The 17,148-nt window shown below is 68.0% G+C and carries 14 protein-coding genes; 6 read left to right on the forward strand and 8 right to left on the reverse strand.

Annotation, left to right across the window (positions count from 1 at the left end):
• Window positions 1-379: 379 nt before the first annotated feature.
• The gene (locus ACM6LR_RS14800) at window positions 380-1,603 is read right to left on the reverse strand and encodes a hypothetical protein (RefSeq protein WP_414939379.1); all 1,224 of its coding nucleotides are present in this window, start codon (window positions 1,601-1,603) and stop codon (window positions 380-382) included.
• A 73-nt stretch (window positions 1,604-1,676) separates the two neighbouring features.
• Window positions 1,677-2,330 (reverse strand): NAD(P)-dependent oxidoreductase, encoded by a 654-nt coding sequence (locus ACM6LR_RS14805; protein ID WP_414943962.1) that lies wholly within the window; start codon window positions 2,328-2,330, stop codon window positions 1,677-1,679.
• Window positions 2,331-3,199: 869 nt separating this feature from the next.
• On the opposite strand from ACM6LR_RS14805, the gene ACM6LR_RS14810 reads away from it, so the two are divergent.
• On the forward strand, window positions 3,200-4,057 hold the full coding sequence (locus ACM6LR_RS14810; RefSeq protein WP_414943963.1) for a DUF11 domain-containing protein: 858 nt from the start codon (window positions 3,200-3,202) through the stop codon (window positions 4,055-4,057).
• A 200-nt stretch (window positions 4,058-4,257) separates the two neighbouring features.
• Here the strand turns inward: ACM6LR_RS14810 and ACM6LR_RS14815 are convergent, their stop codons facing one another.
• The 6 genes from ACM6LR_RS14815 to ACM6LR_RS14840 all read right to left on the reverse strand — a co-directional run bounded on the left by ACM6LR_RS14815 (window position 4,258) and on the right by ACM6LR_RS14840 (window position 11,762).
• Window positions 4,258-4,884 carry a DinB family protein gene (locus tag ACM6LR_RS14815; RefSeq protein WP_414939376.1) on the reverse strand — a complete coding sequence of 209 codons (627 nt, stop codon included), beginning with the start codon at window positions 4,882-4,884 and terminating at the stop codon, window positions 4,258-4,260.
• Window positions 4,874-6,496: a DHA2 family efflux MFS transporter permease subunit gene (locus tag ACM6LR_RS14820; RefSeq protein WP_414939375.1), complete on the reverse strand. Its 1,623-nt coding sequence runs from the start codon at window positions 6,494-6,496 to the stop codon at window positions 4,874-4,876. The genes ACM6LR_RS14815 and ACM6LR_RS14820 overlap by 11 nt, the downstream gene beginning before the upstream one ends.
• A 70-nt stretch (window positions 6,497-6,566) precedes the next feature.
• A complete protein-coding gene (locus tag ACM6LR_RS14825) occupies window positions 6,567-7,913 on the reverse strand; it encodes a UDP-glucose dehydrogenase family protein (protein ID WP_414939374.1) in 1,347 nt (448 codons plus the stop codon).
• A 102-nt stretch (window positions 7,914-8,015) separates the two neighbouring features.
• Window positions 8,016-9,206, reverse strand: a complete 1,191-nt coding sequence (locus ACM6LR_RS14830; RefSeq protein ID WP_414939373.1) for a hypothetical protein — start codon at window positions 9,204-9,206, stop codon at window positions 8,016-8,018.
• Window positions 9,203-10,345 (reverse strand): Gfo/Idh/MocA family oxidoreductase, encoded by a 1,143-nt coding sequence (locus tag ACM6LR_RS14835; RefSeq protein ID WP_414943964.1) that lies wholly within the window; start codon window positions 10,343-10,345, stop codon window positions 9,203-9,205. Before ACM6LR_RS14835 ends, ACM6LR_RS14830 begins: the two co-directional genes overlap by 4 nt.
• Window positions 10,323-11,762, reverse strand: coding sequence for an FAD-binding protein (locus ACM6LR_RS14840; protein ID WP_414939371.1), 1,440 nt, complete (start codon window positions 11,760-11,762; stop codon window positions 10,323-10,325). The genes ACM6LR_RS14835 and ACM6LR_RS14840 overlap by 23 nt, the downstream gene beginning before the upstream one ends.
• 634 nt (window positions 11,763-12,396) lie before the next feature.
• On the opposite strand from ACM6LR_RS14840, the gene ACM6LR_RS14845 reads away from it, so the two are divergent.
• From ACM6LR_RS14845 to ACM6LR_RS14865, 5 genes are all read left to right on the forward strand, one after another.
• Window positions 12,397-13,401, forward strand: coding sequence for a helix-turn-helix domain-containing protein (locus tag ACM6LR_RS14845; protein WP_414943965.1), 1,005 nt, complete (start codon window positions 12,397-12,399; stop codon window positions 13,399-13,401).
• 160 nt (window positions 13,402-13,561) lie between these two features.
• A complete protein-coding gene (locus tag ACM6LR_RS14850; RefSeq protein ID WP_414939369.1) occupies window positions 13,562-14,302 on the forward strand; it encodes a class I SAM-dependent methyltransferase in 741 nt (246 codons plus the stop codon).
• Window positions 14,283-15,377, forward strand: coding sequence for a FecCD family ABC transporter permease (locus ACM6LR_RS14855; protein WP_414943966.1), 1,095 nt, complete (start codon window positions 14,283-14,285; stop codon window positions 15,375-15,377). Before ACM6LR_RS14850 ends, ACM6LR_RS14855 begins: the two co-directional genes overlap by 20 nt.
• Complete coding sequence (locus tag ACM6LR_RS14860; protein WP_414943967.1) at window positions 15,377-16,165, forward strand: ABC transporter ATP-binding protein; 789 nt, start codon at window positions 15,377-15,379, stop codon at window positions 16,163-16,165. Before ACM6LR_RS14855 ends, ACM6LR_RS14860 begins: the two co-directional genes overlap by 1 nt.
• Window positions 16,162-17,145 (forward strand): ABC transporter substrate-binding protein, encoded by a 984-nt coding sequence (locus ACM6LR_RS14865; RefSeq protein ID WP_414939366.1) that lies wholly within the window; start codon window positions 16,162-16,164, stop codon window positions 17,143-17,145. The genes ACM6LR_RS14860 and ACM6LR_RS14865 overlap by 4 nt, the downstream gene beginning before the upstream one ends.
• The last annotated feature ends 3 nt before the right edge of the window (window positions 17,146-17,148 follow it).

Below are 17,148 nucleotides of genomic sequence, written 5' to 3' on the forward strand. Positions count from 1 at the left end.
CGGGACCTCTGGTGTCGCGAAAGTGGCTTTCGCGACACCGGGGGGGCGGCCGCGCTTGACGTCTGAGTCACGTTTGGTCGGGGGTGGGTAAGTCGGGTGGGGGCGGATCGGTAGTTGCTTGCCCACGTGTGGTCAGGCCGACGGCGCGGGGCCTCGGGCCTTGATTGACGGAGGATGGGGGACATCCGACGTCCCCGATCCTCCGTTGATCATGGTCAACTCGGTCGAGTGGGGAGGATGACACCGTTTTCAGCCAGTAGGCAAAACGGGTCGGGCAGAAACCGAATCGCCACTCACGACGCGCTTGACCAGCTCTGCGACTCTGCCGGGACCCTGCGCCTAGGTACAAGAAAGGGGCCTTCATGTACTTGGGGAAGCGTCAGTGCCAGCCGAGCGAGGCGATCACACCCCAAGTGCTCTGCAGCCCACTCGAACTGCCCAGCCCGGCCGTCACCATCCCAGGCGTACCGGGAACAGCGGCGAACCCGAGGATCGAGCTCCCGTCAGCCGCCTTCGCCACCTCCGGCGGAAGAGCGTCCTTCCGCCATTCGGTCCCGTTCCACACCGCCATCAGGATGTGACCGTCACCGGGTACCCAGCCCGCGGTCCACAGCTTCCCGGCGCCGTCGAGCGCGGCGGCGTTGACCTCGTCGAACGGGACGGCGGGCAGCGGGCTCCACTTCTGCCCGTCCCAGCGCGTGACGAACGCCGGGATGCCGGTCGCGTTCCATTCGTTCACCCGGCCGACGACGTAGGCCGAGCCGCGGCCGTCGGGCACGACGTGGTTGACCAGCCAGCCGGTGCGGTAGTCCGCCGGAACGGGCACCTCGACCTGCCGCCAGCCCTTGCCGTTCCAGTGCAGCAGGAACGGGGTCTCCTTGCCGTCTGCCGCCACGGACGTCGCGGACACCCAGAGGTCGTCGTCACCCGTGCCGCTGACGCGGGTCGGTCGCAGGGGACGGGCGCCGATCTGCGGGATCTCGACCTGCTCCCAAGCCGTGCCGGTCCAGTGTTCGAAGTGGTCCACGGACTTGTTCGTCTTGAAGTCGTAGTCGTAGGTGATCAGCCACACCGATTTCGGCGAGAACGCGGCGATGTCGCTGGTGAAGCCTTCCATGCCCGATGGTGGTTTCGGGCGTTCGATGTCGGTCCACGCTCGGCCGTCCCACCGTTGGACCAGCGTCGACGAGCCGGCCGCAGCCGGACGGGCAGGCCGCGGACGCCGGGGATCCGCGACCTGCCGGGTGCCCATTTCGACCGTGCGGTCACCGGCGGCCCAGACGTTGTCCGGTGCCGAGGCGGAGACCTTGGTGAACCGGGCGCTGGTGCCGGTGACCGGGGCCGGGGTGGTGTCGGCCCAGGTCGTGCCGTCCCACCGGACCGCGACCGGGACCTCGGCGCTGCCGGTCCAGGTGCTGCCGACGGTCCAGGCGTCGTTCGTGCCGGTGGCCGCGACGCCGTAGTAGATCCGGTTCACCGTGCTGTCCAGCGGTTGTTCGAGCCGCCAGCCCTCGCTCGCCGACGCCGTACTCGTGAGCAGGCCGGACAGGCCGAGGACCAGGCCGGACACGGTCAGCGCGGATCGTCTTGCTACGCCTTGCATCTGGGACCCTTCCAGTTGTCGCGGGAGTGCAGGTGAACTCCTTACGAACCACCCGCCCGGAAGGTTGCCCCGGTCAGTGGTCGATGGCGACCATTTCCCTCGAATGCTTCGGCCGTTCGATCTCGTCGACCAGCGCGACCGCGAGATCCGCGTAGGAGAACGGTCCGGCGTCCTCCGCGCGCGGCAGTACCCGGTGGTCCCCGCTGCGGTATCCGCCCGTGCGTTCGGCATGTTCGTCGATCATCGCGGGCGGTGGCGCGACGATCACCCAGTCCAGCCCGCCGCCGGACGCACGGAGGACCTCCAGTTGCGCCGTGTGCCCGAGCGAGAACTCGCGGTGCGCCGACGGCCAGCCCGGCTGGTCGTGGAAAGCGACGCCCGGTGCGATCTCCAGCGCCGATCCGACGCCGACGACGACCAGCCGCGTGACGCCGGCCCGGCCGAGGCCGTCGATCAGCGCGTGCGCGGCGGCGGGGTAGTACTCCTGTGACGGCAGATCCGCGCGGTAGACGGAACTGACCGCGGCGTCGTGCCCGGCGGCGGCCTTCGCGACGTCGTCGGCGACCGTGACGTCGGCGGCGATCAAGGTGACGTTGTCCCCGGCGAGATCCGCGTGACGGCGGGGATCCCGGACGGCGGCGGTCACCAGGTGGCCCCGGCTCACGGCTTCGGCGACGGCACGGCGTCCGCCACGTCCGCCTGCCCCGAAGATGACGATCCTGCTCATTGCGCTCCCTTTTTCGTGCCGGTACTCGGGTCACCGGCGACGAACGCGATGGTAGGAGCGGACCCCTCGGTTACCGCAACGAAACCGACCCCTCGGGTGTTCTGGCCCCGTTCACTCGAATGGTGCTGGTGTAGCGTCCCGGAATGCGTCACCCGGTACCCTGTTCAGCGACGAAGACCTCGGGCCGATCGGCCCGAGGCGCCCTCGGCAGGGCCTGTACCGGTTCGCCCGGCGATTCCATGATCCTTGTACCGAGGAACTGAACCTGGTCGCCACGGAACTGCGCGCGGAGATCGTCCGGCAAGGGGAGCGCTGCTTCGCACGTCCACAAGAGACTCTCGCGTACGCGCTTCCCTCAGCCCGTCAGGAGGTGCGAACCAGCCGTCGATCGCGAGCCGCATCCGGGCGAGAACGTCCTTTTTGGTCAGGTCGCCCACCATCAGGCTCACCGCGGCCCGGGGCGACCTTGAGCCGTTCGGCCAGTTCGTTCAACGCGATCCAGAGGCTCATCCCGGACTCGCGTCGGCGTTGAACCGGCTGCGTGCGGAGCGCGAAACCGTGGCTCGCGCACTGCTCGACCCTTGACGACTTGTTGCGGGGTAAGGGAGAGCTACGAAGAGGCGAATCTGCTCCCGGCGCTCCGCGAGGACGGCGCGATGTCGCCCTGAGCGGCTGCTTTTGTCACAGCTTGGGAACCACTGGCCGAAGGCGCGTGCTCCGGACCTGGGAATATACGGCGGGGTTACTCCGAGCGGGTGAGAACCTCAGGCCGCTGGAAGGAGACGACGGTAACGAATGTCCGTTCCTGGGCGACTGATCGTTGTCCGCACCGATCGGCGCGACGCCCCCGACCGGAATAGTGAGAACCGATGAAGCTTCGAAGAGCCTCACTTCTGTCTCTCGTGGCCGCCGTGGCCGCGATCATGTTCGTTGCGCCGTCCTCCGCCCTCGCGGCCCCGCCGACCAGCGCGGTGGAGGTCTCGCCGACCACCGTCCAACGTGGACAGACGTTCACCGTCGAGCAGACCGTCTACAACGCCGACGCGACGTCGACCATCGAAGGTGGCAAGGCGACGCTCTACGGCAAGGAATCCTCCCTGCCGGGGATCGTCGACCTGGTGTCGTGTCCCGGCGCGTTCGCCTGCGACATGCTCGGCGGCAGCATCCGCGGCGGAGTCGGCACCGTGACGCCCGGCCAGAGCAAGACCGTGCTGTTCACCTTCCGGGTCAAGGATGACGCCCCACTGGGCAGTGTCACCCTGCAGCACCAGTTCGTCGGTGACAACTACAGCTTCGAGATCCTCGACGGCCCCGTGCTGACCATCACCGGCGCGCAGAGCGCCGCCGATCTCGGTGTCACGCTGACCGCGTCCCCACGCGGGATCCTGACGTCGACGATCGAGTACACGGTCAAGGTCACGAACTCCGGACCGGGCACGGCGTCCGGGATCCGGGTGGCGTCGACCCCCGGCAACGGGCTGCGGTTCACCGGCTCGTCCACCTGCTCGAACCCGGGCGGCACGAACGTCGTCAACTGCGACGTCTCGTCGCTCGCGTCCGGAACCAGCGCCACGGCCAAGTTCTCGGTGGCCGCCGGACTGCTGGCCCTCGGGCCGGTCAAGACGACCGCGAAGATCACGCAGAGTTCCGTCGCCGACCCGAACGCGGCCAACAACACCGCGTCGTCGACCTGCACCGCGATCACCGGGCTCCTGCTCATCTGCTAACACCCTCGCCCTTCGGCACCTGATCGCGAGAACTTCGCGATCAGGTGCCGAATCCCGTGCGGGGGTCAGCGCAGGCGGACGGCCCGTGCGTGAAGATAACGCTGGTGCGGCAGGCTCGTCGCGCGCCGTGCGGCCTCCACATAGGACTCGACGGCCCTGACGACATCTCCGGCCATCTCGAACAGATGCGCGCGGAGCCGTCAGGCGAGACCGGACATCGAGTCCGGACCTTTTCGAAGGGATTCTCCCTCAGCCGGGGACCGATCGGCGACTTTGGCCGCCCGCTCGATTTCCGCCAGCCGGTTCTCCCAGAAGGCCTTGTCCTGCCCCCGCCGGGCAGCCACCTCGACCTCGCCGTCCAGTTGCTCGCGCAGGATGTCGGCGTGCCCGGCGTGACGGCTGGTCTCCGTGAGGATGTGGACCAGGACGTTGAACAGCATCACGTCGGGACGCGGCCACCAGGGAACGTGGCCGGGCGAATCGAGGGGGAGAGCGGCGATGGTCGCGTCGGCGTGTTCCCAGACGCGCCGGTAGCGACCGGTGATCTCCTCGCGGGTCTCGTGCTCGGTCGCCCACAAGTCGGTGCCGCGCGGGCCGGGGTCGTTCCACCGGGGGACGGGCTCGGGGAACGGCCGGCCGAAGACCTCGCCGAAGTACCGGGACTCCCACACCGACAGGTGCTTGACCAGGCCGAGCAGGTTGGTCCCGGTCGAGGTCAGCGGACGGCGGATGTCGTACTCGGACAGCCCGTCGAGCTTCCGGAGCATCGCCTCACGGAGCTCTCGCAGGTCGCCGTGCAGGTACTTCTTCGCGAAGTCATCGATCATGACCACGAGCATGCACGAAGGCGGGTTCCACCAGGGAACGGCGCCGCGTGGCGCGCAGGGCGACCGAGCACGCCAGCCCGAGGACCAGCATGCCTATCGGGAGCAGGAAGGCGGTCTTGACCGCGTCCGTGAGCGCGGCGTCGGTGATCCGCAGGGCGAGTTCCCCTGCCTGGACGGCGATCTCCGGTGGCAGGTCCGCCGGGAGCACGGGTGCCTCCCCGCCGAACTCGGCGGCGGCGCCCGCCGCTCCGGCCTCTCCGGTGAAGCCGCTGACGAAGCGTTGCCGGAATTCGGCGGGCAACGCGGCCGCGGCTTCGTTCGCCCTGCCGACCATCGAGGCACCGGTCTGCGCCTGCAGCACCACACCGACGGCCGCCCCGCCGAGGACCCCGCCGATCTGCCGCGCCGTGTTGAAGATGCCCGACGCGCTGCCGACCAGCGAACGCTCGACCGAGTTGAGGGTCACGTTGCCCATCGGGGAGAAGATGAACCCGACCCCGAGACCGCACCACAGCAGTCCGGGGATCAGGGACAGCGGTGAACTCGCCGGGATGACCACCAGTGCGAGGACGCACAGGCCGCCGCACAGCGAGAACAACCCGAACATCAGCGGGTACTTGGGGTTCATCCGGTCCGACAACCGCCCCGCGAACGGCGCGACGGCGCCGGACATCAGGGCGAGTGGCGCGGTGAGCAGGCCGGCATCGGTCGGGGACAGGCCGAGTACCGACTGGAGGTAGATGGCCAGCAGCAAGAGCGTGCTGGTCATCGCGAACCCGACCATCACCGCGGACGCGGCGCCGAGGGAGAAGTCGCGGTTGCGGAAGATCCGCAACGGCAGCAGGGGTTCGCGGCGGTTGACCCGTTGCCACAGGACGAAACCCCCGAGCAGCAGCACTCCCGCCCCGACGATGTCGAAGATCGCGATCCCCGCGCCGACGGTCCCCCAGCCGTAAGTCTGTCCATTTTGGATTCCGAAGACGACACAGACGAGACCCGCGCCGAAGAGCAGGATGCCGGGAACGTCGAAGCGGTGCGAGTTCCCCGGTCGCCAGTCGGGCACCCGGACGGCCGTGAGCGCCAAGGCGACCAGCCCGATCGGCACGTTCGCGAAGAAGATCCACTCCCAGCCGAGCCTGTCGACGAGCACACCGCCGAGCACCGGCCCGGTGATCATGGCGACGCCCGCGACACTGCCCCAGGCGCCCAGCGCCGGACCGCGCTTGTCCGGCGGGAACAAATGCGTGATGAAGGCCGTCGTTTGCGGGGTCATCAGCGCCGCGCCGAGACCCTGCACCGCGCGGGCGACGATCAGTGTCTCCACACTTCCGGAAAGCCCGCACCACAGTGACGCCCCGGTGAACACCACGAGCCCGGCGACGAAGACGCGCTTCGGCCCGAACCGGTCACCCAGCCTGCTGGCGGGCAGGATCGGAACGGCGTAGGCGAGCAGGTACACGCTGGTCACCCAGATCACCGCGGTCAGTTCGGTGCCGAGTTCGCGCACCATCGAAGGCACCGCGGTGTTCACGATGGTCATGTCCAGCATGACCATGAAGAAACCCAGGCACAGCGCGAAAAGCGCGGACCAGGGTTTGACTCGCTTCGTCATCGTTCTTCCCGTCCTCGACGGCGAGGGGACGACGAGTGAGGCCCGGAAACCACTCGCCGTCCACCCCCGGTCAGCCTGCCTGCCGGACCATGTCGCCGGTGCGCGGCAGGGCCGACGGACGGCCGATGCCCTGATAGGAAAGGCCCGTCGTGGCCACGGTGAGCGGATCGAGGAGGTTCCGGGTGTCGATGACGGACCGGCCGTCGAGCCGGTCGGCGATCCGCGCCCAGTCGAGAGCGCGAAACTCCGGCCATTCCGTCAGCAGCACGATCGCCGCCGCGCCGTTCGCCGCGTGATAGGCGGTTCCCGTGATCCGCACCCCGTCCGTCACCCCCGGCACCGGGGCGTGGACGCTGGGGTCGTAGCCGAACAGTTCCGCGCCTTCGGCGGCCAGCCGTCCGGCGACAGCCAGCGCCGGGGAGTCCCGCAAATCGTCCGTCCCGGCCTTGAACGTCAAGCCGAGCAGGCCGATCCGGACGCCGGCCAGGTCGCCGCCGACGGCCTTGCGCACCTTGTCGACCACCAGTTCCTGCTGCTTCAGGTTGGTTTCGATCGCCGCTCGCAGCAGGGAAAAGTCGCTGCCGGCCGACTCCGCGATGTGCAGCAGGGCGAAGGTGTCCTTCGGCAGGCAGGAACCACCCCAGCCGGGGCCGGGTCGCAGGAACGACTTGCCGATCCGTGCGTCGTAACCCATTCCCAGCGTCACGTCGTCGATACTCGCGTCGAGGTACTCGCACAGTTCGGCGACGGTGTTCACAAAGGACAGACGTGTCGCGAGATAGCAGTTGGACGCGTACTTGATCATCTCGGCGCTCGCGGAATCGGTCACCAGGACGGAAGTGTCGAGCTTCCCGTACAGGTCGGCGACGCGCTGGGCGGAGACCGGGTCACGATCGGCCGAGCCGACCACGATCCGGTCGGGATTCAGGAAGTCGTGGACCGCGGACCCTTCACGGAGGAACTCGGGATTGGACACGACCGCCACGTCCGTTCGATCGATCAGTTCCGCGACGCGGGCCGCCGTGCCGACCGGCACCGTCGACTTGTTCACCACGACGCATCCGGGCTGCAGGAGTTCCCGCAACTCGGCCACCACGAACTCCAGCGTCGTCAGATCCGCCGCGCCGGTGGCGCTCATCGGCGTCGGCACGCAAAGGATCACGATGCTCGCGTCGGCCACCGCCGCGCTCGCGCCGAGGACGAAGCCCAGCCTGCCGGACGCCAGCCCGTCCACCACCAGTTCGCAGATCCCCGGCTCCCGGATGGTCGCCTCACCTCGGCTCAAGGCGTCGACCTTGTCCCGGTCGACGTCCGCGCACACGACCTGGTGTCCCAGTGACGAAAGGCAGGCGGCCGTGGTCAACCCGACATAGCCCGCGCCGATCACGGCGACCTTGGTCCCGAACGTTGCATTCATTTCCCTTGACCCTCCTGTTTTCGATGCCGCCGGGCGGGGCGAAGCCGTCCCGCCCGGCGGCATCGAGATGCGAATTCCGTGTTCAGGTGAACAAGCCGTGCGTTACTTCGCGTGCGGGATCGCCCGGATTCCTTCGTAGGGGGTTTCCCTGCCGAGGTAGTCCACCGTCTCGAACAGCCCGATCGCGTCCATCGGGTAGCGAGCGCCCGCCTCCGCCGCGAAGATGCAGGGAAGGATCTGCTTCCGCTCCGAGGCGGCTGCCTGGTTGCTCTTGCGAATGTGCTTGTGGGTGTGGATCAGAATGGGCATGTAGCCCCCGCCGAGGAACGAACCCGCCTGCAGGACGGCCCCGCCGACGCAGTCGATCACGCAGCCCTTGCCGAGGATCGCGTCGCGGCCCTGGTAGTAGTAGGAGGGCGTGGCGAGGGTGCCGTGCTCCACATGGAAAACGCCGGCCGCGAGGCCGATGATCGAGCGGCCGCCGGTCCGCAGCACCGATCGGTAGAAGTCGACCAGGATCGGCCGCACGGTCGTGTCCGGGAGCTGGAATTCCCCGCACATCAGCGTGATGCGCATCAACTCCGCGAGGGTGAGGTTGCTGCCGTTCTCACCGGGGAACTCCTGGTCCCATGGCACCAGGTAGTCCGACGGGGACACCATGGTCGTCCCGACGTCCTCGAGGATCAGCCGCTCCGGCTCACCCGCCGGCTCCGTCACCTGGACCCCGTTCCCGAGGAGCCGCCCGGCGAGCAGGTACCGGCTCTCCAGGGTTTTCGCCCTGCTGGCCGCGATCAGGATGTTGAGCCTGCCGGTCACCGTGTCCGGGATGTCGAAAAGGTGGTCGATGCCGTCGGTGGGGACGGCGATCTTCGCCTGCAGGCCGCGGACAGGCAGCGGTTCGTAGGAGTCCACGACCTCCTTGAGAGCCCCGGCGAACTCGCCCGTCCCGAGCTGGGCGAGCTTCTCCGCGGCCAGCGCCCGGTAGTCGAAGGGAATGGACGTCGACGTCGACAGCACGATGTCGGCGAGCTGGGCGCGATACCGGTCGTCGTCGAGGGACGACGCGGCCAGTTCCAAGGACAGGTATGGGGAATTGTCACCGGGACCGTGGACCCAGCTCGCGGTGAAGGGAGCCTCGAAGCGGCACGCCTGCGCGAACAACGCGCGGGCGGCGGCGTCGTTCTTGATCTGGCTCGTCACCTGCGCCAAAGCAGCTTCCTTGTCGGAGACTTCGGCCAGCATGTCCTTGGCCGGCCTCAGCAGTGTCGAAAGGTCTTCAATGATCAGCGTCATGCTTCGCTCCCAATTCGTGTGAACTTCTCGTCGGTTACCCGGTGGTCGAGGTGATCGGATTCCGTTGTGCTGGGGAAGGTCCCGGTGAACATGGCCGAACCCAGCGCCGCCAGGAACCGGTGCTCGGCCGGCCGTATCACCGTGGTGCCCTCGTCGATGCGGTGCAGGAGTTCCAGCTGGGTCAGAAGCGCCTCCTTGAAATGGTTGACGGCGATCACGGAACGGCGTGCCGATGCCGCGTCCGGAGGACACGTCGCGTTCCGGAGGTGGACGACGTGCAGGTTCTTGTAGTCGAGGTCCGAGTCGAAGAACGGCTCGAAGACCAAGGTGACGTGTTCGCCGGAATCGAACTCCACGTCGGCGAACCGATACCGGAATTCGGACCCGTAGGGAATTTCGGAGGGGTCGAGGTAGTTCCGTGAAACGCCTTCGGAGAACGCGAACTCCGCCAAGCCCGCGAAGGCGATGGCGCCGGTCGACGACGTGTAGAGCTCGACGTCCGGCAGTCCCGCGGCCGAGGTCCGCACCCGCATTTCCGCGGTCACCGACTCCGGCATCGTGCGCAGATACGTCCGATACTGCTCGGTGGGAAGGATCGCGCGCAGAATGCTCAGCATGTGGAAACCCTCGTAGCCGGCTTCGCCGTACTGGGTGTCGACGAACCTGCCGTTCGCGACGTCGAGTTCCCGGTTTTTGGTGAATTCCACGGTGATCTTCTTGATCGGACCGGATGCACCGACCTGCCGCACGGACTCCGCGAAGTGCCGCACGGCCTCACTGCGGGAGTACACGTCGTTGACGATGATCCGGGCGCGGGGATTCCGTCGGATCGTTCGCTGGAGAGCGGCGAGGTCTTCCGGGTAGCAAGCAGGTTTCTCGAGCAGGACGCGGGCATCCGGCTGAATCCGGAGAATTTCGCCGACGACGGAAAGATGCGTGGCCGTCGGCGTGGCGACCACCCAGGCGTCGACACCCGAGGGATCGGGAACGTGATCGACGCGGTCCCAGTCGGCGTTGTTCCCGGTGTCCACGGTGCGGATCCGGTGACCCGCCTCGCCGTAGCACGTGGCATAGAGCGACCCGATCTTGCCGAGCCCGACGATCACGATCTTCAGCTCATTCGGCGATGGTGACGGCATGAGCCTTCCCTCCCCGCGTCCGAAGGGCGTGGCCGGCGGCGGACGTTCCGGCCGCCCGGCCCAGTACGGATCCCGCCATCAGCCCGGTGCCACCCGGATATCCCTGGTCGTAAAGGCCGCCGACGATCACGCCCGCCGCGTAGAGGCCGCTGATCGGTTCGCCGCCGCCGCGCACTTCGGCGTCGGCGGTCACGGACAGCCCGCCGTAGGTGAAGGTCAGGCCGCAGACCACCGGAACGAACAGGAACGGAGGTGTGTCGAGGCGTTTCTGTCCTTGCCCGGAATTCAGGCGCCGGACTTCGGCTGTCAGGTGCTCGGCGTCGATACCGAGCCGTCGTGCGCCTTCCTCGACCGAGGAGACGATCACCGCCGCCGGGTCGCCGAGGTAGCCGTCCGGGAGTGTGCCGGCCGAGACGACCTTGTCGTCGAAGATCTGGAAGGCGATCTTTCCGGGCTGCTCCTGGATCTTCTGTCCCAGTGTGACGTAGTTGAGGTTGCTGTAGCCGGATTCGTCGAAGAAGCGACGCCCCTGCCGGTTGACCACGATGCCCAGCGGATAGGCGTACCTGGCCAGGCCGTGGGATTTGTGCATCTGGCCCGGCAGCATGTAGTCGGGCAACTTCACGCCCTGCGGCGTGGTGTGGCACTTTTCCCAGTTGCCCGCGACGTCGGCGCCGATCTCGACGGCGGCCGTCAGCGGCGCGCCTTCGTTGAACGGGACGCCTCGCAGCTTGACGTTCCGCCAGTCCTCTCCGAGGTGGAGTTCACGCAGTCGCGTGTTCGCCTCGAAGCCGGCCGATGCCAGTACCAGCGCGTCGGCGAGCACCGGGAACGCGGGCCCCGAACCGTGGAGCAGATACCGGTCGTCGGCGGCCTTTTCGAAATCGGTGACCGCGCTGTCGTAGAAGACCGCTCCACCGAGCCCCTCGAACCGGGCGAAATTCCGGTCCTGCAGACTCTGGCCGCCGCCGTCGAGAACGATCGGCACATCGCCGGGAAGCGGGGTCGGCCTCGGTGCCCACCGCTGGCCGAAATCGCGCATCCAGGTGATCGTGTCCGTCGAACGGCGAATGATCGATTCGATCAGGGCGACATCCACCTGACTTCCGGACACCTTCAACCAGTCGCTGAGATACTGTTCGTCCGTGTATTCCGATCGGCCGGCCAGTATCTCTTCGGCCCGGTGTTCGTCAGCCTCCCGGAGCAGGCCCGCGATGAATGATCTTCCTTGCCAGGAGAAACGCATGGTCCTGGTCAAGGAACTGTTCCCGCCGCGAAGTTCCTTCGGCGCGGCTTCGAGGACGGCGACGGAGGTCGCGCCCGCCTGCAGTGCGGCTATACCCGCACAGAGACCCGCATTCCCCGCCCCGACAATGACGACCTGCCGCTCGGCGACATCACTTTGCCCACTGCGCATCAACAACGCTCCACGTAATCCGGTGTTCGCCATTTCTGATTGACCGAGTTCGAGCCAGGCCGCGTGGCCGGGCGGTCGGCAGGCATTCGGGGTAACGGCGCCTGCCGTTATCAACTCACGATCACTGAGTCGATTCGGTTATCAGGAAACCGTTCGTTCGCGAACTGTCGGTCCGCTGCCGGGATCACAGCTCTCTTCTCGCGTGTGCTCAGAGTCGCGGCGCGCGAGGGTGCTCCCCGGTATCAAGCGGACGGCTGCTCATTCACCCCTCCGAGCAGGCCTGATCGCTTCCCCAATGCGGGCGGCGACGAGCGCCGCCCGATCTTCAGAACAGAATTTCAGTGGATGCCTTCCGAGGTAACCCTGGTGTTTCCGTCGAGTTTCCCGTCGCCACTGACGATGATCCCGCCGGTTCTTTTCGATTGCTCACTTCCGGAGCCCAGGCATTTCCGCGCCTCCCCCGGTGCGGTTGATGTGGGACCAACACTGATCAGCCTGACTTCCTGGCCAGCGCATGGGCAACCTCCGGCCAGTTCGGGCTTGTACGAAACCGTTCGAGCGCGCCCGAACAGCAGATTCCGGCGCCGCTGATTGGCGGTATCGCCGCCGAGATGGCCTCAGTCAATCTAGAGCGATGATCGTTGAAGAGGGGGGCGATGATGGGGAGTCGCCGACGGAAGGCCTGCCACCGGACTCGGCCGGTTCACCGGCTGAGTTCACAGCGGCACTGCGTGTATTGAGAACATGGTCCGGACTGACTTATCGGCAGTTGTCCGGAAGGGCCGCGGAACTCGGGGGAGCACTTCCGGCGAGCACCATCGCGACCACTCTCGGCCGCACCACCTTGCCTCGCGAGTCATTCGTCGAAGCCTTCACGCGCGCGTGCGGACTCGGTGACGAGCAGGTGCGGCGGTGGCTCGAGGCCAGGACGCGCATCGCGATGGGAAGCCCGTCGCGGGCCGAGGAACGGGCCGCCGACGACGAGAGGGTGAACGCCGTCGCGCGGCCGGAGCCGGCACCGCGGCGCTGGCAGCGCTGGCGCGCGCCGTTGATCGTGGTCGTCGTCCTCGTCGTCCTCGTCGGCACGCTGGGATATCTGATCTCGCCCTTCGACACGCCCTCGGAGAACAAGGTCGCCGAGGCCCTGATGCCCGGGCTCGCCCTCCGGGAGATCGGCAGCTGGGCGCAGATCCGGCCGGCCCGCTCTCCCGAGCTCTGCCTCGCCGAGGGGAAGGACCGGACCCAGCTCTACTCCGGCACCATCGTCGCCCAGCAACCCTGCGGGGAAGCCGCCTCGCCCCGCGTGTTCATCGACCCGATCGGGGAGGTGAACGCCGTGCAGATCCAGTGGCACCATCCGGACACCGGGGTCGGCTGCCTCACGGTCGTGAACGAAGGAATGGGACACGACCTGGTCGAGCCCCGCGACGACTGTGGCGACGACAGTGCGGACCAGTTGTTCACCATCGCCGCGGCGGGCCCGCCCGAGGCCGCGTACTACGTCATCAGTCCCGTCGGGACCAGCCAGTGCCTCGGCCTGCGTGACCTGGACACCGACGCGGGTACCGAGGTCGTCCGGGAACGCTGCTCCGGCGCGCCCGACCAGATGTTCCTCATCGATCTGATCCCGCCTCCTTGAGAGCGGGACCTTGACCGGTCCAGACCAATTGCGCCCTAACTCAGCGTGCCGATCCGCGCGCCCGTGATCACTCCACGAGAAAGGTCGGAACACCGGGAACCGAGGACGACCTCCCGACGACTTGTGGGGCTGAGTCGTGCGGCCCGGCGAGCGGAGAGAGATGCACTGGTACGAGGACGACGACCTGTGGGTCGGCTTCGCGGACGTGATGTTCCCGTGCGGCCGGGCCGAAGAGGCCGAACGCCTGACGGCCACGTCGCCGCTGCTCGCGGTCACGGAAGACACGAAGGTGCTGGACCTGGCCTGCGGCCCGGCGATCCACGTCGTGCCGCTGGCGAGGAAAGGCGCCGACGTGACCGGCGTCGACCTCAGCCCGGCCATGCTCGAACGCGCGCGTGAGGCCTGTGAAAGCGCGGGAGTCGCCGCGAAGCTGATCGAGGCCGACATGCTCGAATACGTCGAGCCCGGCGCGTACGACCTGATCATCAACATGTACACCTCGTTCGGTTACTTCACCGAGCCCGGCGACAACCTCACCGTGCTGCGAAACGCCTACGCCAGCCTCGCGCCCGGCGGCAGGCTGTTGATCGACGTGCTCGGCAAGGAGGTGCTCGCCGGCTGGGTCGGCCGCCCGAAAGCGGTCGACGTCGACGGCGGGACGGTGTTCATGCGCGACACGATTCTCGACGACTGGACCCGGCTCAAGACCGATTGGACCCTGGTCCGCGAGGGTGTGGCGAAGCAGGCGTCGATCCTGTCCTTCCTTTACAGCGCCGCGGAACTGAAGGCGCTGTTCGAGACGGTGGGCTTCACGGACGTCGAGTGCTTCGGCGACTTCGACGGCTCGCCTTACGACAACCACGCGCGCCGCCTGATCGTGCGTGGTGAACGTGCCGGCTGAAACGCTTCGCCTGTTCGCGGAGCCCGACGACGAGACCGCCCGCCCGCTCCGGCTCACCGGTCCGGTGGTCCTGTTGTCGGCGGCGCTCCTGATCTCGCTGATCGCGGGCATCGCGCTCGGCCCGACCGCCGTCGCCCTCCCGGATGTTTTGCGCTACCTGGGAAAGGCGATCGTCGGCGGCACCATCACCGGAGACGAGGTCGCCGGGTACTCGATCGTGTGGCAGGTCCGGACCCCGCGGGTGCTGCTCGCGGCAGTGGTCGGCGCGGGGCTCGCGGTGGTCGGGGTCGCCGTGCAGGGCCTGGTCCGCAACGCCCTCGCCGATCCGTTCGTGCTCGGGATCTCCTCGGGCGCCTCGGTCGGCGCCGCCGCCGTCGTGGTGTTCGGCCTCTTCGCCGGGCTCGGTGTGCTGGCGCTGTCGACGGCCGCGTTCCTCGGCGCGCTGGGCGCGACGGCGCTGGTCTACCTGGCCGCCCGCAGCAAATTCGGCCTGACGCCGTTGCGTCTCGTGCTCACCGGGGTCGCGCTCACCTATGCCTTCCAGGCCGTGATGAGCGTGCTCGTCTACCTCTCGCCGAACGGCCAGGCCGCGCAGACCGTGCTGTTCTGGCTGCTCGGCAGTCTCGGGTCGGCGACCTGGGCGTCCCTGCCGCTGGCCGCGCTCGGGGTGGCCGTCGCGATCGTGGTCCTGCTGCGGTACGGCACCGCGCTCGACGTCCTGTCCATGGGCGACGAGACCGCGATGAGCCTCGGCACGGACGCGGCCGCGTTGCGCCGCTGGCTCTTCCTGCTCACCGCGGTCGTCACCGGCCTGCTGGTGGCGGTGAGCGGCTCGATCGGGTTCGTCGGGCTGGTCCTGCCGCATGTGGTGCGGATGGTCGCCGGTTCGGGACACCGTCGCGTGCTGGCACTCGCGCCGCTGGTGGGCGCGGTCTTCCTGGTCTGGGTCGACCTGCTCGCCCGCACCCTCGTCGCGCCGGAGGAACTGCCGCTCGGCGTGATCACCGCGCTGATCGGCGTCCCGGTGTTCCTCGTGGTGATGCGGCGGCGCGGTTACGCGTTCGGGGGTCGCTGATGTTGTCCCTGACCGAACTTTCCGTCGAGGTGGCCGGTTCGGCGTTGCTCCGCGAGCTGTGCCTGGACGTCGGCGCGGGCGAGGTCGTCGGTCTCCTCGGCCCCAACGGCAGCGGCAAGTCGACGGCGTTGCGCTGCGTCTATCGGGTGCTGACACCGTCCGGCGGCGCGGTCCTCCTCGACGGCACCGACCTCGCGGAGCAGGGCCTGCGCGACACCGCCCGCCGGATCGCCGCGCTCACCCAGGACAGCCGCGCGGATCTGGATTTCACCGTCGAGGAGGTCATCGCGCTCGGCCGGTCGCCGCATCAGCGCGGCAATCTCCGGTTGTCGGCCCGCGAACGCGCGCTGTGCCGGGAAGCGTTGCGGCGCCTGGAAATCACACATCTCGCGCAGCGCAGTGTGCTGACGCTTTCGGGTGGTGAACGCCAGCGCGTCCTGGTGGCGCGGGCACTCGTCCAGGAGCCGGAGGTCCTGGTCCTCGACGAGCCGACCAACCATCTTGACGTCCGGCACCAGGTGGAACTGCTGAAGTTCCTGCGCGACTGCGGGCTCACCGTCCTGGTCGCGCTGCACGACCTGAACCTCGCCGCCGCAATCTGTCACCGGATCGCTTTGCTGCGTGGTGGATCCCTCGCCGCCTGCGGGACACCGGCCGAAGTGCTCACGCCCGAAACGGTCCGCGCTGTCTTCGGCGTCGAGGTCACCCAGGTGACCCATCCCGTGACCGGTGCGCTCCAACTGCTTTACGACCTTCCCGCCGAAGAAACCGAGGGGATCTCACGATGAAGCCGTCCAGGGTGGCCGCGCTCTTCGCCGCGGCACTGCTCCTGAGTGCCTGCGGTGCCCAGGTCGAGGCCGGACCGGCCGCGCCGGCACAGGCCACGGTGACCAACTGTGGTGCGCAAGTCACCTTCCCGGCGCCGCAACGTCCGGTGGCCTACGACGTTTCCGGTGCCGAGAAGATGTTCGCGCTCGGACTCGCCGGCCGGATGCGCGGCTACGTGATGAACTCCCTCGGTGATCCGTCGATCGCGAGTTCGCCGTGGAAGGACGACTACGCGAAGGTCGAACGCCTCGGCACTTCGCGGGTCACGCGCGAGATCCTGGTCAACGCCAAAGCGGACTGGGTGATCGCCGGGTGGAACTCCGGGTTCAGCGAGGAGCGCGGGATCACCCCGAAGCTGCTGGACCAGGTCGGCATCCGCAGCTACCTGCACACCGAGACCTGCTGGGAATATCCCACCGCGAAGGCCGAGGTGACGCCGTTGGAGGCGCTCTACACCGACCTGCGCAACCTGGGCGACATCTTCGGAGTCCGCCAGCGGGCCGACGAGCTGGTCGCGGAACTCAAGGGGCGCTTCGACAAGGTCCGCTCCGGAGCGCCTAAGACCCCACCCGCCAAGGTGTTCGTCTACGACTCCGGCACCGACCAGCCCTTCACCTCCGGGAAACACGCCGCTCCCAACGACATCATCGACGCCGCAGGTGGCACTAACGTCTTCCGCGAACTCCAGGACGGCTGGGGCAGCGTCGGCTGGGAAGCGGTGGTGAAGGCCGAACCCGAGGTGATCGTCGTGGTGGACTACGCGGACCAGCCCGCCCAGGACAAGATCGCGTTCATCAAATCCGCGCCACAGCTGACGAACACACCCGCCGTGCGCGACAACCGGTTCCACGTCGTTTCCTACGGAGACCTCGTGAGCGGCCCGCGCAACGCCGCGGGGGCCGAGTCGCTGGCCGCCTACCTGCGGTCGGTCGGCCGGTGAACG

It is taken from the genome of Amycolatopsis sp. cmx-11-32 (genome assembly GCF_047608695.1).
Lineage (GTDB): Bacteria > Actinomycetota > Actinomycetes > Mycobacteriales > Pseudonocardiaceae > Amycolatopsis.